We start from the raw sequence: 20,625 nt of genomic DNA, 5'->3' as shown, positions 1-20,625 counted from the left end.
GGTGTAAAGCCCCACTTTTTGTGGTAACCTTAATTTTTTATTAAGTTTAGCCTTTATTTTTTGTTTTTATTATTTAAATCTTTTTCTAGTGTACTAGTTAAGTCTGTACTGTATACTGACAAAAATTCCAATGTCTTCAACAATTTTAAAATAGTCCATTTAAGAAAATTCATAAAATTTTTTCTTAGATTATTTTTATATTCTTGTTTAAAAATTAGGTGCATAAAGATAGGAGAAATCACCAGTATAATAATTGATAAAATTTCAAATTTTTCATTCATAATAATCACTCCTTTTATTATATTTTATCAATTTATTATTCTAAAAAAAGACTTGTTTTTTTTGAGATATAATCTTAATAAAGGAGGAATTTATATGAAAAAATGTATTGTAAGTTTAAGTTTTTTGCTAGTAGTCAGTTCTTTTACGCCAGTTTTTGCAGAGGAAGATACTAGTTTGGATTCTCCTAAATATTTAAGTAGTTATAATATAATAAATAACAATGGAGAAAATATTGAACCTACGTCAGCCCCTATATTTTTTATGATATAATGAATATCATTTATAGATATGAACCAATTGTAAAAGAATATATTATAAAAAAATTAAACACTCCGTATGTTTCTATAAAAGAAAAAATTAGAATAATAAGAGAAACTTGGTGGGAATTTAAAAATTTTATTAAACAAAAAACAGGAGATGATATAGAAATAGATGCTATATCAGGTGCGTATAGATAAAAATCACAGATATTAAAAGCCCAATGAAAATTTTCGTTGGGCTTTTAATATAATAGGAGGAGATTTTAACAAATAACTTTTATAATTATCCAACGTTAGTATAAACTCTTAGCACTGCCTATTTGACAGTGCTTTTTTTAAATTCTTCATAAATATGTCTAATCGATTTGTTAAAAGTAGGATGAATGAAATGGGGAGCTATTTCGCAAAGAGGTTCCAACACAAATTCTCTTTCTGAAATATATGGATGAGGGACTATCAGATTATCTTGATAAATTTGTTGGTTTTCAACAAATAAAATATCTATATCAATAGTTCTAGGTCCCCAATGAATTTTTCTTTCTCTTCCTAAATCAAGTTCAATTTTTTGGATATGTTTTAATAACATCTGCAGAGAATATGTTGTTGAAATTTCAACTACAGAATTTTTAAAATCAGGTTGATCTTCTAAACCCCAAGCAGGAGTTGTGTATATACTTGATTTATTTATTATTTTTGTATAAGTATTTTCAATTTTTGAATATGCATTGTTTAACAACTCAGTAGAATCTCCTAAATTTGAACCAAGTCCCAAGAAACAGCGCATTCTTTTTCTTGTGATTTGGACTAAAACTTCATCTAATGGCAGATGGATAGGAGCCCATGGTTTTTTTACACTAACTGTAACTTCATTAACCATAGTGTATTTTTTCAAAATAAACTGAGCTATCTCTTCAGCGCAAGTTTCGATTAAGTTATTTGATTTAGATTTAAATAATTTTTGAACTTCTTCGGATAAAAATCCATAGTGAACAGATTTATCTAAATCATTTGTCAAGGCAGCTTCTTGAATTTCAAGACCAAGAGATATATCAATTACAAATTTTTGACCAAGAGTTTTTTCCTCTTTAAAAACACCGTGATTTGCAAAAACAATTAAATTTGAAATTTTAATATAATCCATAAAAACTCCTAATATTTGATTTCTAAATTCTTTTTATGATTGCCCCATTTACAACCTTCAGCTTTGCAATTGTAACAATCTCTTGAAAGTTTATCTGCTTTATAGAAAAGTGATTCAAAATTTAAAAAATCACTTTTTTTTCTATGATGTTTAATAGCAGATAATATTAAATCTTTTTCATCATTTGTAAAGTTTGTTGAGAAAAGAGCTTTTTTTGCTATATCAATAGATGCTAAATCATGTGGTGTGCCATTTTTATATTCATAAGCTCTACCTAAATCATGAAGTAGAGCTGCACTGTAAATAACATCCTTGGAAATGTAAATATTGTTTTCAAGACACAGAATATAACAAATACGCGCGACATCTAAAAAATGAGTTAGATTGTGCCGGCAATAAATTCTGTCATCTTCCAAAGTCTTCAAATCTTTTAACAAGTCTTGAATAAAATCAAGATTAAATATAATATTTGAATTTTCCATTATAGCCCCATTAATCTATAAGCTTCATTTTTTAAATTTAAGTCTGTTTCAAATTTACCACGAGCAACAGAAGTCATAGTAGAAGTTCCCGGTTTTTTAACTCCACGCATATTCATACACATATGCTCAGCTTCTATAACTACAAGAGCTCCTTCAGAACTTAAAAATTCCATTAGGGCATCAGCTATTTCCATAGTAAGTCTTTCTTGAAGTTGAGGTTTTTTTGCATATAGTTCAACAGTTCTTGCAAGCTTTGAGAGTCCAGCAACTCTTCCATTTGGAATATATGCAATATGAGCTTTACCCCAAAAAGGAAGTAAGTGGTGTTCGCACATAGAATAGAAAGGGATATCTTTTTCTATAACCATATTTTTGTCAACTAATTCAAAAGTTTTTGAAAGATGTTTTTCAGCAGTTTGATTAATTCCTCCAAAAATTTCTTCATACATTCTAGCTACACGTTGAGGGGTTTCAACTAATCCTTCTCTTGTAGGGTCTTCCCCTATAGCTTCAAGAATCATAGTGACAGCTGTTTCAATTTTATTTTTATCCATAATAACCTCTTTTATATTTTTATTTACATTTATATATACCTTTATTCCGGCATATTCTAACAATAAACCCTACTTAAGTCAAATGATTTACAAATTATTTGACACTGTATATTATATTACTTTTTATGCGATTTTTGTAGTATTTATAGGCAAAAATGTAGTGTCGAACAAATTTATTTATGTCTATTTTTAGCGATAATCTAAATAAGAAAAATAGTATCTAAGTTAATGAAATCCAATAGTCTAAATTACATTTTTCAAATTTATTAAATAAAAGTTAGCAAATTTATAGTATACTATTTTTAAGATTGAACAATAAAAAATTAAAAGTAAGTATATAAATTTGGGAGGAATTATGCATCAATATAGGGGTAGGTTAATTGTACACACAGGTTCTATGTTTAGTGGAAAAACTTCCAGCTTAGAAAGAGAGATCAAGAGGTTTCAAATTGCAGGATATAAAACTGTAGCGTTTAAACCTAAATTGGATACAAGGGGAGAAGAACAGAGAATATCAACTCATGATAATACACATTTAAATGCTGTGATGTGTGATAATATAGATACTATTGCTGAATATATAGAAAATAATAAAGTTGACGTAATAGGGATTGATGAAGTTCAATTTTTAGAAGGAGATATTCAACGAATTTTAGATCAAATAGATGAATTCTTAAGAAAGAAAAAGACAGTGGTTGTGGCAGGGTTGGATATGGATTTTGAAGCAAACCCATTTGATTTAGTAAAAGAATTAATGGCAAGAGCAGATTATCTATATAAACATCACGCTGTGTGTACTGTGTGTGGTGCTGATGCTTGGGTATCGCATAGAAAGTCAAAAGATACCAATAGAATTGTTATAGGGGCAAGCGATGAATATGAGCCTCTATGCAGAAATTGTTACAATGAACTACTTGACACAAACGCAAATAAAAGTTTATAATTTAAACATAAATAAAGGAGAATGTATTATGACACCACGTGAATCAGAGATTATGGAGCTTATTAAAAAAACGCCAACAATATCTCAACAGGAAATAGCAGATATATTGAATATTAAACGTTCGTCAGTGGCGGTTCATATCAATAATTTGTCGAAGCAAGGCTATATATTAGGTAGACGTTATATTTTTAGGGAATCACCTTTAATTACAGTAATAGGAGGCGCCAATGTAGATGTGATTGGTTATCCGGATTCCACAATAATAAAAAAAGATTCTAATCCAGGGACTATAGTAAAGTCAGGTGGTGGAGTTGGTAGAAATATTTGTGAGAATCTGGCAAAACTTAGTGCTCCAGTGTCTTTTATAGGCGCTTTTGGAGAGGATAGCAATGGAGATATGCTTATAAATGGCTTAAAGGAAATAGGGGTAAATACAGATGATGTATTTATTTTTCAAGACACGCCAACTTCAACTTATCTAGCTATTTTGAATGAAGATAGGGATATGGAGTTTGCGATAAATGATATGAGTATAGTTGAAAAATTAACTCCAGATATGCTATTTAAGAAAAAGAAGAAGATAGAAAATGCAAATTGTGTAGTAATGGATACAAATTTGCCTGAAAGCACTATCAAATATCTTTTAAAGGATGTAAAACAAAAATTTTATATCGATTGTGTTTCTGTTAAAAAAGCAGAAAAGTTGGTGGAATGTTTGGACAAAATTTATTTCTTAAAAGCAAATAAATATGAAGCTCAATTTTTAAGTGGAATAGAAATCAATTCTGTAGAAGATGCTCAAATAGCATCTGAAATTCTTTTTGAAAAAGGAATAAAATCTGTGGTAATAACCATAGGTGAATTGGGATTAGTTTATAAGGATAGAAATAATTCATTGTATATAAAATCAAAACCTATGAAAATTGAAAATGCTTCGGGAGCAGGAGATGCTTTTATGGCAGGATATGTATATGGTGATTATACAAAAATGGATTTAATAAGTAAGCTTAAATATGCAACAGCTTGTAGCAGAGTGGCATTAAAATCAAAGTCTACTACGATTGAAACAGTTGCGATTGGATCAATAGAGGAGGAAATGGAAAATGTTGAGTAAAGAGTTAATGAAGAAATATATGGTTATAAGTGATGAAGTTCAAGAGGCAATGGATAGTGGAAAGCCTATAGTTGCTTTAGAATCAACTATAATCTCACATGGTATGCCATATCCACAAAATTTAGAAACTGCAAAAGCTTGTGAAGAAATAGTCAGAGAAAATGGTTGTGTTCCGGCTACTACTGCAATCATAGATGGAAAAATCAGAGTTGGTCTTTCAGAAGAAGAATTAGAGTTTATGGCAACTTCTAAAGATATTATAAAATGCTCAAGAAGGGACTATGCTTATGTTGTGGCAAATGGCTTAAATGGAGCTACAACAGTTGCAACTTCTATTATTACAGCTTCATTAGCTGGAATAAAACTTCTTGTAACTGGAGGAATTGGTGGAGTGCACAGAGGCGCTGAAGAAACATTTGATATTTCTCGTGACTTACAAGAGATAGCGTCAAATAACGTTGCTGTAGTATGTGCAGGAGCTAAATCTATTTTGGATATAGGTCTTACTCTTGAATATCTTGAAACATTTGGTGTACCTGTATTTGGATATCAAACTAAAGAAATGCCAGCTTTCTACACAAGAAGTTCAGGATTTAATTTAGATTATAAGATGGATGAAACATCTGAAATAGCTAATGCTATTAACACAAAATGGGATTTAGGTTTAAATGGTGGAGTTGTAGTTGCAAATCCAATTCCTGAAGAAGATGAAATGGATGCTAATGTAATCAATAAAGCTATTGAATTAGCTCTTATAGATGCAAAGAAAGAGGGAATACACGGAAAAGAAACAACACCTTTCTTACTTGGTAGAGTTTTGACAGCAACAGGTGGAAATTCTCTTGAATCAAATATAGCTCTTGTAAAGAACAATGCTAAGATAGGGGCTCAAATTGCAAGAGAACTTTACAACAACTAAAAAGACATCGGATAGTAAATGCTTTTTTTCACACGCTACAGTGCCGTATGATTTAAATGAAGGCGGGAGTGTCTATGGAGCAAGACTTTTAGAATGGGCAGATAATTTATCTGGATTGGTATCTATAAAACACAGAAGAGGTTCAGTTACAACTGCTTCATTTGATCAATTTAATTTTGTAAATCCTATACAGCTTGGAGATTTTATTTTTGGAGAAGCTTTTATTTCTGGAACAGGGGATGCTTCAATGGAGATATTTTTAAAATTTGTTGGAGAAAAATCTGTTACCGGAGAAAAATATTTGGCTGCATTTGGATTCGTTACTTATGCTGCTAAAAAATTAAAGCCCGGCGAAAAAGTACCTAAGATTATAGGCGAAACAGATGAAGAGCTTTCGATAATGCAAGGCTATGAAGAAAGAAAAAAGATAATAAGAGAAAAAATAGAACGAAATAAGGCATTGACAGAAATAATAAAATTATAGCTTGGGTAACCGAGCTATTTTTTTATTTCATCAATATGTTAAAATTATAGGTATGAAAAGAGATATAGTACCAGGAACAGAATACATAATTTATCAAGACGATGAAAATTTTAAATATACTTTTGATTCACTAGCATTGACAAGTTTTGCAAAAGCAAAAGGAGTATGTGTTGATTTAGGAGCTGGGTTTGGAATAATAGGATTTAGAGTTATAAATCGAGTTGATAAAATAATAAACTTTGAAATAAATGAAAAAGCTTTAAATCTTTTGAAACTATCAGCAGAAGAAAATGAAATTGATGAGAAAATAGAAAATTATAATATTGATGTGAAAAATATTGGCAGTGTTTTGAATAGGCAAATAGCAGATGTAGTAATTACAAATCCTCCGTACTTTGGTTCAGGGCTAAAACCGAAAAATAAGAGTAAAGATTTGGCGAGACATTCAAGTGATTTAATAGATTTTTTCAGAGCGGCAGATTATGTTTTAAAAAATTCAGGAAGATTTTATGCCGTTTTACCAGTTGATAGGATGGTAGATACTATAGTTGGCTTGAAAGAAAACCATATTGAGCCAAGAAGAATACTACTTATAAAAAAGAACTGTAGTACAGAAAGTAATAGATTTTTGATTGAAGGAATAAAAGAAAAACCTAAAGGAATGAAAATTTCAGAAATTAATTTATATAATGATGGTGAAACTACTGAAGAATTTAAAAAAATATATAGGAATGAGAGGATAGGATGATTTATTTTTGCCCAACTCCGATAGGGAATTTATCGGATATAACAATGCGAACTTTAGAAGTTTTTGAAAAAGTAGATTTAATAGCTTGTGAAGATACAAGAGTTACAATGAAGTTGTTAAGTCATTTTAATATAAAAAAGCAATTAATTGCCTATCATAAGTTTAATGAAAGAGAAAAAGCCGAAGAACTAATAGAACTTTCAAAAGAAAAAGATATTGCTCTGGTTTCAGACGCAGGTATGCCGGGAATTTCAGACCCAGGCGCCGTTTTAGCTACTGAGTTGATAAAAAGTGGAGTTGAATTCAACGTTCTTCCGGGAGCAAATGCAGCGACAGTTGCTCTTATAAATTCAGGATTAAACACAGACCATTTTCTATTTTATGGGTTTTTAAATTCTAAATCATCTGCGAGGTTGAAGGAATTAGACACACTTAAGAGTTTTCCGTACACTATGATATTTTACGAAGCTCCTCACAGAATTTTAAAGGTCTTGGAAGATATGAAAACAGTATTTGGAGATAGAAATGTATCTGTTTCAAGAGAACTTACAAAGATGTATGAAACTACTTACAGAGGAAAGATTTCGGAAGTTATAGAAAGTATCCACGAAAAGGGAGAATTTGTAATAGTAGTTGAGGGTAATACAAAGGAAGAAGAATTTGATGTAAGAGCACTTTTAATCGAAAAAATTTCTAATGGAGTAAAACCATCTCAAGCAGTAAAAAAAGTTAGTGCAGAAACTGGAATAAATAAAAATGAAGTTTATAAGGTGAGCCTTGAATTAAAGGAGAATGGAGATGCCTAATATAGATGAAATGAAGGCTCAAGTCCAAGAACTAAATCGTCAATTAAAAGAAAAGTATAATGAATTTTTTTCTATGGACAATGAAGTTTTCAGAAGAGACATTCTTTCAAAAGTTGGACAGATAAAAAAGATGACAAAACTCGATACTAATTTTCTAAATGAATTGGGAGTGTTGGTTGGAGTTGACGGTTCAGTTATGAAAGTGGGTGGAGCAGATCCGCACTATGTTGAAATATATCAAGCTTTAGCCAAACCAACTAAGGGAGAGGATATATATTCCACTAAAATATGTACTCCTATTATGTATACTAGTGAAGATAAAGAGAGTTTAAAAAGAGAAGTATTTCTATCTGGAGTTGAGATGGAAGTTGCAATAAAAAGTGTTAAAGAGTTAAATCCGAGTATTATAATGATGGACGGAGGTCTTATAAGATATAAGATAAATGACTCCAAAAAATTTGAAGAACTCGTAGAAGTTTGCATTGAAAATGATGTAATTCTGATGGGAGTTATTAAGGACTTAAAGACAGATGTAATATCAAGGGCAATTGGAAAGAATGCTTACTATGACAGAGAACTTATCTATGGAAGGCTTAATAGAGGAGAACTTTTAATCATAAACGATGAATGCAACAAGAAGTTTGAAGAGGCAAATCTTGTCTCAGCTTTTTTAAGATGTAGTTTGGACTCTATGATTATAGGTTTGGATATTCTAAAAGAGTACAGAGACGAATTAGAAATGGCGGCAAACTTAGTCTATACACTAACACCTGAACATTCAAGGGGAGTTCCATTGTGGTTAGATATTGTGGATTCAGAAGTTAAAATAACAGATGCATTAGTTAGGACATTATTAGAAGAGTACATGGATAGAGGTATATATAGAAGATTTTTTGTATCTGAAAGAGATGGGAGAACTTTATGATAGAAACTGAAAAAATGACCGTTGTTGGGCTTACATCTTCTAGAGAAGTTTATGCAGCAAATAGAAAGAGAAATTTCAGAATAAATGAATTTTTAATAGTAGAAGATGAACAAGGACAACTTATTTCAGAAGTTGTTGAAGCAAATACTTTTAACAGATATATTCCAATGTCAAAAGGCGGAGATTTTGTCGACCAATCAGTGATAAGTTCTCTACAAGCAATAGGGTGGAATGTAAATGAAGAAACCATTTATATTGCAAAACTAAGACTTTTAAGAGAAGCTCAGTTTCCTGTAATGTCGGGAAGTAAGATAAGAGTTCCTGAATTTGATGAAGTAAAAAATCTTTTGATATCATCTGAACCTGAAACAGGACTTGTACTTGGTGCCATAAGAAACACTGATAGTTTAACTTTAAATATGGACGATAATTACAAAAATCTTTTTACAACTTTTGAAAATGGAATTAGAATTCCGCAAAAAGATGTGCCATATATTTTAGATTATAAGAGCATGCACGAATATCCACACATTGGAGTTTTTGGTGGCTCCGGGTCAGGAAAGAGTTTTGGTATAAGAGTTTTACTTGAAGAAATTATGAAAAATGGAATACCAACTATTGTAATGGACCCTCATTTTGAAATGAGTTTTGCAAATTCAAAGTCTGATGTAGATTATGAAGATAAATATAATTGCAGACAAATAGGCATAGACATCGGTATAAAATTTGAAGATTTGAGTACTGGAGATTTAAAAAATCTATTAGATACTTCAGGAAGTATATCTGATGCCATGAGAAATACCATAGATATTATGTTTAAACGCGGTGAAAATTATTACACTTTTTCTAATCGTCTGAATGAATTGTTGGTTGCTTTTGAATATGGAAGCAATGATAAGATAAATAGAAAGATAGAAGAAGTTGATGCTATGGGAGATAGTGTTGAAAGTGAAAAATTTAGAAACGTAAGAGCAACTTATGAAAAATACGGTAATTCAACTAATCAAGCAACTGTAAGGGGTATATTGTGGAGACTTCAAAGGCTTAAAAATGAAGGTGTTCTCGATAAAGATATAACACCTATTGTAGACGGTATAATGTCCGGAAAAGTTGAAGTAATACAAGGCTCAACAAGAATGATTCAAGTGTTTGCGACCTACCTTGTAAATAAACTATACAATATGAGAAGAGACTATAGAGAATGGAAATATGCAGGTCATGCACATGATTTTTTCCCACCTTTTATAGTCATAACTGATGAAGCACATAATTTTGCACCAAAAGGAGTGGACTCTCCAACAAAACATATATTGAGAGAAATAGCCCAAGAAGGTCGTAAGTATGGAGTGTTTTTAGTATTGGCTACTCAAAGACCGACTCTATTAGATGACACTATAACAGCTCAGTTAAATACAAAATTGATATTTAGAACTGTAAGAGCTTCTGATATTGATACAATACGAGAAGAAACGGATATCTCAACAGAAGAGGCAAAGAGATTACCATATTTGCAAACTGGGGATGTGTTTATATCTTCTTCAAAATTAGGAAGAACTTCTTATGTGAGAATAAGATATGCAGATACGGAATCTCCGCATAAAGAAAATCCTTTTGATGAATTGCAAACTCTTCGTGCAAAAGAACACGAAGAATTTTATGAAAAGATAAAAGAAGTTTTACCAATAGCAACTTCTGTAGCTTCGATAGAAGTTTTAAGACATTTAAAAAATAAAGGAACAGATTTGACAGTTGACCAATTGAAATTAAAATTAGATGAACTTGTGAGAAGTGGATATTTAAAAGTTGAAAGCAGTTTTTTAGGAGAACAATACATGGCTAATAAGTAGTGCTTATTATTGTAAAATACTAAGTTCTACGATATAATAAAATTTAAAATTAAGAAAAAGGTGATTAAATGGAATTTGGGATTTTATCTGTAGTTCCACCTATAGTTGCAATATTTTTGGCACTTATAACAAAAGAAGTGATCACATCTCTCTTACTTGGAATAGTAGCGGGTGGATTGATTCTAACAGGTGGAGATATAGTACTTGCATTTGAAAAAGTTTTTACTTTAATGGGAACAAAAGTTGGAGATAATGCACTTATGGTAATATTTCTTGCTCTTTTGGGTTCATTGGTAATGGTAATGAACATGGCTGGTGGTTCATTTGCTTATGGGAAATGGGCAAGCAAAAAGATAAGCAACAAAAAAAGTGCAAAACTTGCAACGGCAATTTTAGGTATTTTAATATTTATTGACGATTATTTTAACTGTCTTACAGTTGGAGCTGTAATGAAACCTATCATAGATGAGAACAATGTTTCAAGGGCAAAGCTTGCTAACATTATAGATTCAACAGCAGCGCCAATTTGTATTTTAGCACCAGTATCAAGCTGGGCAGCTTCAGTAGTTGCTATAATTGGTGATACTGGAGTAAAAAATCCAATGAATGTATTTTTAAGTACAATACCTTTGAATTTGTATGCATTACTTACAATTTTAACTGTAGTTTATTTCTCTTTCTCAAAATATGAAATAGGCTCAATGGAATCATATGAAAGAGATGATACATCAAGAATTGTTACAAAAGAAGAAGTAGGATACACTCATTCAGATAAGGGAAGAGTAATAGATTTAATTCTGCCCATAGTTGTGCTTATAAGTGTTACAATTCTAATGATGATGAGAACAGGCGGTTTCTTTGATGGTTCTGCAACAGCTGCAGAAGCTTTCGGAAATGCCAATGTAAATCTATCATTAGTAATAGGTTCTGTTCTAGCTATAGTATGTGCGTTCTTAATGTACATACCAAGAAAATTAGTTAGCTTTAGAATGTTTATGGACGGAATAGTAGATGGTATGAAGTCAATGATTGCGGCTATAGTAATACTTACACTTGCTTGGACAATAGGTGGAATAACAAGTACAGACTATCTAAATACAGGTGGATATATATCAGGTTTAATACAAAGTTCTAATATGCCTATGTGGATTTTACCAACTATAATATTCATAGTGGCAAGTTTCCTTGCATTCTCAACAGGTACGGCATGGGGAACATTTGGTATATTAATTCCTATATTAGTTCCAATACTTGTTCAATCAAACCATATGCACTATCTTAGCATAGTACTTGCAGCTATATTTTCAGGTTCAGTATTTGGAGACCACTGTTCACCAATTTCTGATACAACAATTTTATCTTCAGCAGGAGCGGGCTGTGACCATATAGTTCACGTATCAAGTCAGATGACTTATGCTATAATCTGTGCAATCGCATCAATCACAGGATTCTTCGTAGCTGGAATAATGCAAAGTCAAATGGTTGCGCTTCCTGTAGCATTAGTTAGTTTATTTGTTTTAATAGCTATTATGAAGAGAAGAACTATAGCAAAACTTGGAGTTAAGTAAATTTAAAAGACTAGGAATAGAGGATAAAAATGCAAAAACTTGAAAATTTTCAAATAGATGACTATTTAAAAATGGCACTAAAAGAAGATGTAACTCATGAAGATGTGACTACAAATGCTATATATACATCTAAAAAGAGAGCGTCAGTTGAACTTTTATCTAAAGATGAAGGAGTTATAGCTGGAATAGATGTTTTCAAAAGAGTATTCCAGCTTATTGATTCTGATGTTGAATTTGAAATCTATAAAGAAGATGGAGCTGAAGTCAAAAAGGGAGACTTAATAGCCAAGGTATTTGGAGATGTTAGAACTCTTTTAACAGGAGAGAGAACAGCGCTTAATTATATGCAACGAATGAGTGGTGTTGCAACTTATGCAAACAAGCTAGTTAAAGCATTAAACGACCCAAAAACTCAAATTGTAGATACTAGAAAAACTACTCCAAATATGAGGATTTTTGAAAAGTATGCGGCAAAAGTTGGTGGAGCTAAAAACCACAGATACAATCTTTCAGATGCAATACTTTTAAAAGATAATCATATAGCGGCTGCCGGTTCAGTTTTTGAAGCTGTAAATATGGCAAGAAATTATGCTTCTTTTGTTACAAAGATAGAAGTTGAAGTTGAAAATTTAGAGATGGTTTCTGAAGCTGTAGACGCAGGAGCGGATATTATAATGCTTGATAATATGGATGTAGAAACCATAAAGAAAGCAATAGAAATAATAAATGGAACAGCATATATAGAACTTTCGGGAAATGTTAGTCTTGAAAATGTAGATAAATATAGAGGTTTGGGAGCTGACTTTATATCAAGCGGCTCAATAACACACTCTGCAAAAATTTTAGATTTATCTATGAAAAATTTAAAAATAGAAGAATAAAATTTTAAAAGAGCCTTGTCAAAAAAGGCTCTTTTTGTATGCTATAAACTATAATCTTATGTAGGCAAAACCACTTTCTTGTAATTTTACAAGTTTAGTTATTATCAAGTCATCAACTTGAACACCAGAAGGTAAGAAGTTTGAGTCAAGGTTGTTATTTTCAAGCCCAAATTTTGAAATAGTGATGTTAACTTTTGGGTTACGTAATAAATCATCAAAGTCGATACCACTGTATTTACCAAAAAGGCTAGCTGCATCACTACCAACGATAACTTCAACTTCGGCTTCAGGATCACTTGAAATTAAATCTCTAATATTTTGTACATTAGTTTGCCATTTGTTTAATTCTAAAATATGAAAAATAACTTTCATAAGTACCTCCTAATTATTAATTACTTACCAATTTTAGGTGTTTTTTAAACATATAAGTGATAAAATTTTATTGTATGATATAATATAAAAAAATAATATATTTAGGAGAAGAAGATTGAAAGCGATACTTACAATTATAGGAAAAGACTTTACAGGAATAGTTTATAGAACTTCAGAACTATTAGTTAAATATAACATCAATATCTTGGATATAAACCAAACAATAATGGATGATAAATTTACGGCAATGATGATGGTTGATTTGACTAATGCAAACACGACTTTTACAGAAGTGGTAGAAGGTTTTGATAAATTAGGAGAAGAAATCGGAGTTTACATAAAAATTCAAAACGAAGATATTTTTAACAAAATGCATAGAATTTAGGTGACACATGGATAAAAGAAATATATTAGAAACTATAAAAATGCTTGAAGATGAGCATTTAGATATAAGAACTGTTACAATGGGAATCTCTCTTTTAGATTGTATAGACTCAGATTCAAAAAAGGCAACTCAAAGAATTTATGAAAAGATGATGAGAGAAACTGAAAATTTTTTGAATACTACAAGTGCGATTGAAAAGATGTATGGAGTTCCAATAATAAATAATAGAATTTCTGTAACACCTATAGCTCTTATAGCAGCAGCATCGGAATTAAAGGACTATACGCCTTATGCAAAAGTGCTTGATAAAGTTGCTAAGGAAGTAGGAGTAGATTTCATTGGTGGATTTTCAGCAATGGTACAAAAGGGAATGGGCCCTGGAGATTTGAACCTTATAAATTCAATTCCAAGAGCATTGGCAGAAACAACTTATGTTTGCTCAAGTGTAAATGTTGCATCTACAAAAGCAGGCATGAATTTAGATGCTATAGGGTTACTTGGGTATAAGATAAAAGAACTTGCTGAGTTGACTAAAGAAGCAGATTCTATTGGATGTGCTAAATTTGTTGCATTTGCAAATGCTGTTGAAGACAATCCTTTTATGGCAGGAGCTTTCCACGGAATAACAGAATCAGATACAGTTATTAACGTTGGAGTTTCGGGCCCCGGAGTAGTCAAAGTTGCAATAGATAAATTAAAAGGTGCACCTATTGATGAAGTATATGAAACGATTAAAAAGACTGCATTTAAAATAACAAGAATGGGGGAGCTTGTAGGTAGAGAAGTTTCACAAAGGCTGAATAAAAACTTTGGAATAATAGATTTATCACTTGCTCCTACACCGGCAGTAGGAGATTCTGTAGGAAGAATTCTTGAAGAGATTGGTATTGAAACTGTTGGAGGACATGGAACTACAGCAGCTCTTGCAATGTTAAATGATGCAGTTAAAAAAGGTGGAATAATGGCATCATCAAGTGTTGGAGGGTTATCCGGAGCATTCATACCTGTATCTGAAGATGAAGGTATGATAAAAGCAGCAGAATCAGGGCATTTAACTTTTGATAAATTAGAAGCCATGACAGCGGTGTGCTCAGTAGGTCTTGATATGATAGCAATACCTGGAGATACTGAAGCTGAAACAATTTCTGCAATGATAGCAGACGAAGCGGCAATTGGCGTAATAAATGGCAAGACTACAGCAGTTAGAGTTATACCAGTTGTAGGAAAAGGTGTTGGAGAATTTGCTGAGTTTGGTGGATTGTTAGGATATGCACCGATAATGGATATAGGAAATAATTCCGCAAAAGACTTTATAAATAGAGGAGGAAGAATTCCTGCTCCAGTTCACAGTTTTAAAAATTAAATATATTTTATAAGTACAGCATGAGATAAGTTTTCATGCTGTTTTTAATTTGAATTTAATAAGAAGACATCAATTAAATTATGATTTTCTAGTATGAATAATTGTTAACTATTAAAAATTTAACTTTATAAAAGGTTAATAAATATTTCAAATGTAATATAAAGGGTAGTATAATGAAAAAGGGGTGGTTTCGATGTTTTTTAAAGTAGGGTAGAAACAATTATTTATTAAAGGAGCGAATAAAATGAAATCGAAAACCATACAATCAAAGAGTGTTAAAGCTATATTTTTAGCGTTTATTATCATTATATCAAGTATTTCTACTGTAAATGCTATAGGACAATTAAATGGAGTAAGTAATGGCTATATAGTACAAATAATTGAGGAAAGAGATGGTTATATAAAAGCTAGTTACCTTGATACCATAACAGGAAAAGTTGATATAGTAGAGCAGTATTTAAATGGAGATGATAGCTTTATTAAAATACATAGTGATGACAACTTGACTACTGTAGAGAGGAAAAACAATCAATTAGTAATAAAAGAAAATTACATAACCATAGTGGATGAAGAACTTGTACTGCAAAATCATGAGACAGATAATAATATAAGTTTTTATTCATGGGGTAATTGGAATTCGTGGTATTGCACAAGAACTAGCGCTAATTATTATAAAGCAGAAGCTGCATTGGTTGCCTCTATAACAGCTAGTGTTTTGGGAGTTCCGATTGTTGCAAGCATAGTTACATCAGTTGTAGGGTTTGTAGTGTCAGCAGGACCTGGTGATGTATATTATGAAATTTGTAATAGACAGTGTCAAGATAGGCAAAGGGGAATTTATGAGTGGCAAAGAGAAATAACTGCATATCGAGTATCTAATTATACAGGGCTAATAGATAAATATAATTATAGTTGGACAGGAGGGGCTAGTAATTGAAAAGATTTTTTACAATTATTTCAAATTTAACTGTCTATTATCTGATTATGTCAAAAATTATACAAGGGCATAATATAGTTTGCTCATTAATAGCTTTATTAGTATGGCAAGTTTTAAATTATATTTTGATAAAAAAGAAAATTTTTATAAAACCTAGTAATTATAAGTGGAAAAAATACATTCAAGTAAGTTTAGGCTTTTCTATTTTACTTACCTATCAATTAAATTCAATGTATGGAAGCTTGGGTAATGAAATTGGGATGTTGATAATGTTAATATTAATAGGAATATTGTTGATGTAATGTAATTTTTAATTGTAGTTATAAAAAGATTTAAATTTGAGTATAAGAATTAAATATTAATAATAAAATTTAAGAACTGATTCCAATAAATAATTTAGAGGAACAGAGAAAAATATTTTCTAAGATGAGTTTTAGCTTAAAAACACTTTGTTAAAGTTATTTAGGGAATTTCAATTTTATAAAATTAAATAACATAATAAAAGGGTAGTACGAGAAGCTTGTAAATTTTTAAGGACTATATTAAGAAATGTCCTAAGAATATAGCTACAGTTATTGTAATTTATCTTTCTGTACTTATATTAATTAACGTGAAGTATTTATTTGCACTTTTATTATGATAGATTTTAAATTATTTAATATTTTCAAGTAAAATTAAAATAGCTTTGGAGAGTTAATAATATGAAAAGTAAAACACATATAAAATTTTATATAATAAGTTTTTTGCAATTTTTAATGGAGGAAATAGTAGGTACCTCTTTGATAATATTTTTATTGTACAAGGATTTATCTTTAAAAGAAGTAAATTTTTTATTAGCATTTGGATTTTTTATTGTGTGGATAGGGGAGATACCTACAGGTTTAGTGGCAGATAAATATGGCAGGAAAGCTTCTATAATTATAGGCTTAATATTGCATTTGATATATTTATATACATTTATAGAGAAACAAGGGTATTATATTCTATTATTTGCTTCAATATTTTCAGGATTATATACTTGTTTTATTTCAGGAAGTTTAGAAGCATGGGTTGTGGAAAATACAGATAGACAAATAGAAGAAATTTTTTCAAACAACAATATTATTAGAAATGTAGCAGGAATTGTAGCAGGAATATTAGGTGCAATATTGGCATCTAAAAATTTAGTATATCCATGGATATTTAGTTTTGTAATTAGTATAGTATTATTAATTTTTATGATATTTTTTGTATCAGATAATTTTAGATATATGAGTGGGGATAAAAAACAAACAATTAAATCAATATCTATGGATTCTTTAAGTATAGTAAAAAACAACAGAGAAATTTTTATGATTTTTATTGTAGCATTATTTATAGCACTTTCAAACTCAGCAGCTAATGTATTTCAACAACCAAGATTTTTGGGAACTAGCAACTATCCAATTTGGATAATGGGAATACTAAAAGTATTGTTTTCTGTAGCAATGATATTAGGAATCTATATAGCTAAAATTATTAGTAAAAATAGAGAAGATTATTATGGTGTTTCTATAACATGTTTTATTTTATTCTGCTTTTTAATGCTATCTTCATTGTCAAATAAATTCTATTTTATATTACCAATGTTTATATTATATGAAATTGGAAGAGGAATGTATCCAGTTACATCTCAAATATTTATAAATAAGAGAATACCTAATGAATATAGAGCTACACTGTTGTCGTTATTATCATCATTTTTCCAATTTGGAATGTGTATGGGTTTAATAATTACGGGAATAATTTCAAAAAGTTATATTAATTTAGAGTCTAATCAGATGCCGATACAAATTTCTTGGGCAATATGTTCGATATTTGCATTAATAGCATTTTGTGTAATAAAGATAGCAAAAGTTAAAAAGGCTAGCCACTAAAAATTATGGCTAGCCTTTGTGATTATTTAATTTTATTTTATTTATAGTATTAAATAAAATTTTGTATAATAATTATTTTCCAGTTAAATTTTCTACCTTATATCCTTTTTCCTCAAGGTAGTTGATGACAGATTTTTCAGAAGTGTAGTGTCCGCTTCCAACAACTACAAAATATGTTTTTTTATCTTTTGATTTTAACATTTCATCAATTTTATCTGCCATTTTAGGGTCTCTGTCTACAACTAAATGTTTTGTAAATTCATCACCGGTATTGAACATTTTAGAAAATCCTTTTTCATTTCCTTCAGTCCAAAACTTTTGCATAGATTTAGTTTGTTCAACTAATTTTTTAGCATTATCTTTTTCTATTTGAGGAATTAATTCTTCAATTAATTTAACATATTTTTGATCTCCAAATTTATCTAGCATGTCAAGTTGGAAAGCTATAGATTCTATTTCTCCAATTTTTTTGTTATCTAATTTTGAATTTATTAAAAAGTATTGGTCAATTCCCTTTGCACTAGCTAGAGGCATTTCAGTTACCATAGGGATGGATGATAGATTTGTGTAGGCTGCAGATACTTTTAAATTCTTATAATTTTCTTCTGGAATTTTATATTTGTCCATAATGGCTTTAAAGCGAGAGTATAACTCAGGAGAAAGTTTTTGGTTTAAAGGAGTCTTGCTAATCAAAGAAGACTGTGCTGCCAAAACTTTTTCGGCATTAGTTATATCAGCTTCTACAAATAATTCACTAGAAGAATTATAAGCGTCTATTATATCTGAATCTATAGGATACATTGTTGAATCTCCAACGTGGATTGAACCAAGCATATAAACAGTGTTTCCATTTGCTTCAGCTTTATAGAAAACACCTTTTGCACCCATATTTTGGTCATTTACAACATCTGTAATAGCACGAGTATATAGTGCTATGGCTTGTTCAAGAGTGGCTGGTTGATTTAAACCAAGTTCAACTCCATCGCCTTCGATTAATTTATTTTTTTTAAAATATTCAACGGCATTTTTTTCTGAATCGTCAGAATATTTACCAACTATGTTATAGATGTTGATTATTACATCTTCTTTTGTGAAGTCATTTTTTGAATTTTCAGATTTAAATTTAGTATTTTTCTTTAGTTTATATTGTTCAAGTTTTTGTTGGGTTGCAGTATTTAAAGCATCCAAGTCTTGTTTATTTAATTTAACAGTGAAGTCTTTTCCTTGTTGTTCAAGAGATATTGGAACTATTCCTTGCATTTGAGCGTTGTTAACTATTTTAATAGCCCAAGGGCTTATAGTAGGTTGTTGCACTTGAGCTGCGAAAGCATTAGTTGAAAGGGTTAGTGTAAGTCCAAGTGTAACGGTTAATTTTTTTATTATTTTCATTTTTACCTCCAAAGTAAGTAATTATTTTATTATTATACCCAAATTGTTGAACTTATTAAAAATTATGAGTTGTATAAGTGGCAATAATAAATTTAAATTAAATATTTCATATTAAGTAAAAATTATAACATATATTTCAAAACTGTCTTTATATAAAAATTAATGATAGGAAAAATGAATGAAAGATAGCTTGTGAAATTGTTTTCGAAAGATAGGTAAAAGAGTTGAATTAAAAAAAAGGTATGTTACAATAAAATTGAATGATCGTACATAGTAATAAAAAGGAGAGAGAAAAATGAAAGCATTAATGGTTGACTATATGTCAGAAGTAATTGATGAAGGTTTAAGGGATTTAGGTATAGAATTAGATAAGGAAATGCTTCCTACAAGCGAAAAACTTGCAAGTATTATCGCTCCTTATGATATTCTTATCATGAGAGTTGACCCATTTATAAACAAAGAAGTTTTAGATGCTGCAACAAATCTTAAGGCTATTTTTGTAGGATCAACAGGAACTAACCACATTGATAAAGAATATGCTAAGGAAAAAAATATTCCGGTTTATAACTCACCGGGATTAAATGCAAACGCAGTAGCAGAACTTGTAATTGCAAAAGTCCTTGATCTTTATAGAAATACAGTTCAAGCTCAAAATGAAGTTAAGGGTGGAATCTGGAATAAATATAGATGGATTGGTCGTGAAATGAGAAACAAAACTATGGGGATTATAGGATTTGGCGCAATTGGTAGACGTGTTGCTGAATTTGCTAATGTTTTCCATATGGATGTTATCGCTTATGATCCATTCTTAAAACCGGAAGACATCAAACAAGAATATGTAAAACTTACTACATTAGATGAAGTTATTGAAAATTCAGACGTAGTTACTTTACACGTGCCACTAACTCCAGATACAAAAGATATGTTCAATGAAGAATCTATGGCAAGAATGAAAGATGGAGCTATAATAATCAATGCTGCACGTGGTGGAATCGTAAATGAAGAAGCTCTTTACAAATATATCAAGAATGGTAAATTAGGCGGAGCTAACTTAGATACTATTTCTAACGAATTAGGAAGTGGCGGACTTGACACTATGGACGTTCCAGTTGAATCTCCACTATTCGAACTTGATAGAGTATATGTAACTCCACATATCGGTGGTTCTACAATTGACGCACAAGATGATATTGGAGCTGTTGTAATAAACAACTTAAAAACTCACTTCAATTTATAATTAAAATTCAAGTAATAATTAAAAATTTGAGCTGGCTTAGCCGGCTCTTTTTATTACTATAAATAGTGTAAGAAAGAATTAATTTCTATATTT

At 30.4% G+C, this 20,625-nt stretch carries 24 protein-coding genes; 18 read left to right on the top strand and 6 right to left on the bottom strand.

Annotated features, from left to right (window positions below; genetic code table 11):
• Window positions 1–53: 53 nt before the first annotated feature.
• Window positions 54–281 carry a hypothetical protein gene (locus DYE58_RS00260; protein WP_115311900.1) on the bottom strand — a complete coding sequence of 76 codons (228 nt, stop codon included), beginning with the start codon at window positions 279–281 and terminating at the stop codon, window positions 54–56.
• Window positions 282–375: 94 nt separating this feature from the next.
• On the opposite strand from DYE58_RS00260, the gene DYE58_RS10975 reads away from it, so the two are divergent.
• Both DYE58_RS10975 and DYE58_RS00255 read left to right on the top strand, forming a co-directional pair.
• Window positions 376–552: a hypothetical protein gene (locus DYE58_RS10975; protein WP_172463304.1), complete on the top strand. Its 177-nt coding sequence runs from the start codon at window positions 376–378 to the stop codon at window positions 550–552.
• Window positions 552–740 carry a hypothetical protein gene (locus tag DYE58_RS00255; protein ID WP_115311899.1) on the top strand — a complete coding sequence of 63 codons (189 nt, stop codon included), beginning with the start codon at window positions 552–554 and terminating at the stop codon, window positions 738–740. The genes DYE58_RS10975 and DYE58_RS00255 overlap by 1 nt, the downstream gene beginning before the upstream one ends.
• Window positions 741–858: 118 nt before the next feature.
• Here DYE58_RS00255 and folK read toward each other — a convergent pair whose 3' ends face one another.
• Genes folK through folE form a run of 3 tightly spaced genes read right to left on the bottom strand, consistent with a single transcriptional unit; the run spans window position 859 to window position 2,719 of the window.
• Window positions 859–1,683 (bottom strand): 2-amino-4-hydroxy-6-hydroxymethyldihydropteridine diphosphokinase, encoded by an 825-nt coding sequence (gene folK, locus DYE58_RS00250; protein WP_004823228.1) that lies wholly within the window; start codon window positions 1,681–1,683, stop codon window positions 859–861.
• An 8-nt stretch (window positions 1,684–1,691) separates the two neighbouring features.
• On the bottom strand, window positions 1,692–2,165 hold the full coding sequence (locus DYE58_RS00245) for an HD domain-containing protein (RefSeq protein WP_004823225.1): 474 nt from the start codon (window positions 2,163–2,165) through the stop codon (window positions 1,692–1,694).
• The gene (gene folE, locus DYE58_RS00240; protein ID WP_115312317.1) at window positions 2,165–2,719 is read right to left on the bottom strand and encodes a GTP cyclohydrolase I FolE; all 555 of its coding nucleotides are present in this window, start codon (window positions 2,717–2,719) and stop codon (window positions 2,165–2,167) included. Before folE ends, DYE58_RS00245 begins: the two co-directional genes overlap by 1 nt.
• A gap of 355 nt (window positions 2,720–3,074) precedes the next feature.
• Between folE and DYE58_RS00235 the strand changes: the two genes are divergently transcribed.
• From DYE58_RS00235 to nadC, 10 genes are all read left to right on the top strand, one after another.
• Window positions 3,075–3,662, top strand: a complete 588-nt coding sequence (locus tag DYE58_RS00235) for a thymidine kinase (RefSeq protein ID WP_004822374.1) — start codon at window positions 3,075–3,077, stop codon at window positions 3,660–3,662.
• Window positions 3,663–3,690: 28 nt separating this feature from the next.
• The gene (locus tag DYE58_RS00230) at window positions 3,691–4,776 is read left to right on the top strand and encodes a carbohydrate kinase (protein WP_040552873.1); all 1,086 of its coding nucleotides are present in this window, start codon (window positions 3,691–3,693) and stop codon (window positions 4,774–4,776) included.
• Window positions 4,766–5,695, top strand: coding sequence for a pseudouridine-5'-phosphate glycosidase (locus DYE58_RS00225; RefSeq protein WP_004822371.1), 930 nt, complete (start codon window positions 4,766–4,768; stop codon window positions 5,693–5,695). Before DYE58_RS00230 ends, DYE58_RS00225 begins: the two co-directional genes overlap by 11 nt.
• Window positions 5,670–6,179 carry an acyl-CoA thioesterase gene (locus tag DYE58_RS00220; RefSeq protein ID WP_004822369.1) on the top strand — a complete coding sequence of 170 codons (510 nt, stop codon included), beginning with the start codon at window positions 5,670–5,672 and terminating at the stop codon, window positions 6,177–6,179. The genes DYE58_RS00225 and DYE58_RS00220 overlap by 26 nt, the downstream gene beginning before the upstream one ends.
• Window positions 6,180–6,231: 52 nt before the next feature.
• Window positions 6,232–6,927 (top strand): tRNA1(Val) (adenine(37)-N6)-methyltransferase, encoded by a 696-nt coding sequence (locus tag DYE58_RS00215; RefSeq protein ID WP_115311898.1) that lies wholly within the window; start codon window positions 6,232–6,234, stop codon window positions 6,925–6,927.
• Complete coding sequence (gene rsmI / locus DYE58_RS00210) at window positions 6,924–7,733, top strand: 16S rRNA (cytidine(1402)-2'-O)-methyltransferase (RefSeq protein WP_004822367.1); 810 nt, start codon at window positions 6,924–6,926, stop codon at window positions 7,731–7,733. Before DYE58_RS00215 ends, rsmI begins: the two co-directional genes overlap by 4 nt.
• Window positions 7,726–8,658: a DNA double-strand break repair nuclease NurA gene (locus DYE58_RS00205; RefSeq protein WP_040552869.1), complete on the top strand. Its 933-nt coding sequence runs from the start codon at window positions 7,726–7,728 to the stop codon at window positions 8,656–8,658. Before rsmI ends, DYE58_RS00205 begins: the two co-directional genes overlap by 8 nt.
• Entirely contained in the window at window positions 8,655–10,505 is a 1,851-nt protein-coding gene (locus DYE58_RS00200) for an ATP-binding protein (RefSeq protein WP_004822363.1), read from the top strand. The genes DYE58_RS00205 and DYE58_RS00200 overlap by 4 nt, the downstream gene beginning before the upstream one ends.
• Before the next feature lie 68 nt (window positions 10,506–10,573).
• Window positions 10,574–12,073 carry a Na+/H+ antiporter NhaC family protein gene (locus DYE58_RS00195; RefSeq protein WP_004822361.1) on the top strand — a complete coding sequence of 500 codons (1,500 nt, stop codon included), beginning with the start codon at window positions 10,574–10,576 and terminating at the stop codon, window positions 12,071–12,073.
• Window positions 12,074–12,102: 29 nt separating this feature from the next.
• A complete protein-coding gene (gene nadC, locus DYE58_RS00190) occupies window positions 12,103–12,954 on the top strand; it encodes a carboxylating nicotinate-nucleotide diphosphorylase (RefSeq protein ID WP_004822359.1) in 852 nt (283 codons plus the stop codon).
• Window positions 12,955–13,002: 48 nt separating this feature from the next.
• On the opposite strand, the gene DYE58_RS00185 is transcribed toward nadC, so the two are convergent.
• Window positions 13,003–13,326, bottom strand: a complete 324-nt coding sequence (locus tag DYE58_RS00185) for a hypothetical protein (protein WP_004822358.1) — start codon at window positions 13,324–13,326, stop codon at window positions 13,003–13,005.
• 115 nt (window positions 13,327–13,441) lie between these two features.
• Between DYE58_RS00185 and DYE58_RS00180 the strand changes: the two genes are divergently transcribed.
• The 5 genes from DYE58_RS00180 to DYE58_RS00160 all read left to right on the top strand — a co-directional run bounded on the left by DYE58_RS00180 (window position 13,442) and on the right by DYE58_RS00160 (window position 17,906).
• Window positions 13,442–13,711 carry an ACT domain-containing protein gene (locus tag DYE58_RS00180; protein ID WP_004822357.1) on the top strand — a complete coding sequence of 90 codons (270 nt, stop codon included), beginning with the start codon at window positions 13,442–13,444 and terminating at the stop codon, window positions 13,709–13,711.
• 7 nt (window positions 13,712–13,718) lie between these two features.
• The gene (locus tag DYE58_RS00175) at window positions 13,719–15,074 is read left to right on the top strand and encodes a PFL family protein (RefSeq protein WP_004822355.1); all 1,356 of its coding nucleotides are present in this window, start codon (window positions 13,719–13,721) and stop codon (window positions 15,072–15,074) included.
• A gap of 244 nt (window positions 15,075–15,318) precedes the next feature.
• Entirely contained in the window at window positions 15,319–16,011 is a 693-nt protein-coding gene (locus DYE58_RS00170) for a hypothetical protein (RefSeq protein ID WP_004822352.1), read from the top strand.
• Entirely contained in the window at window positions 16,008–16,313 is a 306-nt protein-coding gene (locus DYE58_RS00165) for a hypothetical protein (RefSeq protein ID WP_040552865.1), read from the top strand. Before DYE58_RS00170 ends, DYE58_RS00165 begins: the two co-directional genes overlap by 4 nt.
• Before the next feature lie 399 nt (window positions 16,314–16,712).
• On the top strand, window positions 16,713–17,906 hold the full coding sequence (locus tag DYE58_RS00160) for an MFS transporter (RefSeq protein WP_004822348.1): 1,194 nt from the start codon (window positions 16,713–16,715) through the stop codon (window positions 17,904–17,906).
• 72 nt (window positions 17,907–17,978) lie between these two features.
• Here the strand turns inward: DYE58_RS00160 and DYE58_RS00155 are convergent, their stop codons facing one another.
• Window positions 17,979–19,295 carry a TraB/GumN family protein gene (locus DYE58_RS00155; protein ID WP_004822347.1) on the bottom strand — a complete coding sequence of 439 codons (1,317 nt, stop codon included), beginning with the start codon at window positions 19,293–19,295 and terminating at the stop codon, window positions 17,979–17,981.
• 295 nt (window positions 19,296–19,590) lie between these two features.
• Between DYE58_RS00155 and DYE58_RS00150 the strand changes: the two genes are divergently transcribed.
• Complete coding sequence (locus tag DYE58_RS00150) at window positions 19,591–20,532, top strand: D-2-hydroxyacid dehydrogenase (RefSeq protein WP_004822345.1); 942 nt, start codon at window positions 19,591–19,593, stop codon at window positions 20,530–20,532.
• Window positions 20,533–20,625: the final 93 nt, after the last annotated feature.

This window comes from Peptoniphilus indolicus (assembly GCF_900454665.1).
GTDB lineage: Bacteria > Bacillota > Clostridia > Tissierellales > Peptoniphilaceae > Peptoniphilus > Peptoniphilus indolicus.
Note: the sequence above shows the minus strand (reverse complement) of the source record. Positions and strands in the feature narration are given on the sequence as shown.

Excerpts from the sequence above, each read along its gene's own strand:
- DYE58_RS00260 (WP_115311900.1), bottom strand. The coding sequence starts at position 281 with ATGAATGAAAAATTTGAAATTTTATCAATTATTATACTGGTGATTTCT.
- DYE58_RS10975 (WP_172463304.1), top strand. The coding sequence starts at position 376 with ATGAAAAAATGTATTGTAAGTTTAAGTTTTTTGCTAGTAGTCAGTTCT.
- DYE58_RS00255 (WP_115311899.1), top strand. The coding sequence starts at position 552 with ATGAATATCATTTATAGATATGAACCAATTGTAAAAGAATATATTATA.
- folK (WP_004823228.1), bottom strand. The coding sequence starts at position 1,683 with ATGGATTATATTAAAATTTCAAATTTAATTGTTTTTGCAAATCACGGT.
- DYE58_RS00245 (WP_004823225.1), bottom strand. The coding sequence starts at position 2,165 with ATGGAAAATTCAAATATTATATTTAATCTTGATTTTATTCAAGACTTG.
- folE (WP_115312317.1), bottom strand. The coding sequence starts at position 2,719 with ATGGATAAAAATAAAATTGAAACAGCTGTCACTATGATTCTTGAAGCT.
- DYE58_RS00235 (WP_004822374.1), top strand. The coding sequence starts at position 3,075 with ATGCATCAATATAGGGGTAGGTTAATTGTACACACAGGTTCTATGTTT.
- DYE58_RS00230 (WP_040552873.1), top strand. The coding sequence starts at position 3,691 with ATGACACCACGTGAATCAGAGATTATGGAGCTTATTAAAAAAACGCCA.
- DYE58_RS00225 (WP_004822371.1), top strand. The coding sequence starts at position 4,766 with ATGTTGAGTAAAGAGTTAATGAAGAAATATATGGTTATAAGTGATGAA.
- DYE58_RS00215 (WP_115311898.1), top strand. The coding sequence starts at position 6,232 with ATGAAAAGAGATATAGTACCAGGAACAGAATACATAATTTATCAAGAC.
- rsmI (WP_004822367.1), top strand. The coding sequence starts at position 6,924 with ATGATTTATTTTTGCCCAACTCCGATAGGGAATTTATCGGATATAACA.
- DYE58_RS00205 (WP_040552869.1), top strand. The coding sequence starts at position 7,726 with ATGCCTAATATAGATGAAATGAAGGCTCAAGTCCAAGAACTAAATCGT.
- DYE58_RS00200 (WP_004822363.1), top strand. The coding sequence starts at position 8,655 with ATGATAGAAACTGAAAAAATGACCGTTGTTGGGCTTACATCTTCTAGA.
- DYE58_RS00195 (WP_004822361.1), top strand. The coding sequence starts at position 10,574 with ATGGAATTTGGGATTTTATCTGTAGTTCCACCTATAGTTGCAATATTT.
- nadC (WP_004822359.1), top strand. The coding sequence starts at position 12,103 with ATGCAAAAACTTGAAAATTTTCAAATAGATGACTATTTAAAAATGGCA.
- DYE58_RS00185 (WP_004822358.1), bottom strand. The coding sequence starts at position 13,326 with ATGAAAGTTATTTTTCATATTTTAGAATTAAACAAATGGCAAACTAAT.
- DYE58_RS00175 (WP_004822355.1), top strand. The coding sequence starts at position 13,719 with ATGGATAAAAGAAATATATTAGAAACTATAAAAATGCTTGAAGATGAG.
- DYE58_RS00170 (WP_004822352.1), top strand. The coding sequence starts at position 15,319 with ATGAAATCGAAAACCATACAATCAAAGAGTGTTAAAGCTATATTTTTA.
- DYE58_RS00160 (WP_004822348.1), top strand. The coding sequence starts at position 16,713 with ATGAAAAGTAAAACACATATAAAATTTTATATAATAAGTTTTTTGCAA.
- DYE58_RS00155 (WP_004822347.1), bottom strand. The coding sequence starts at position 19,295 with ATGAAAATAATAAAAAAATTAACCGTTACACTTGGACTTACACTAACC.
- DYE58_RS00150 (WP_004822345.1), top strand. The coding sequence starts at position 19,591 with ATGAAAGCATTAATGGTTGACTATATGTCAGAAGTAATTGATGAAGGT.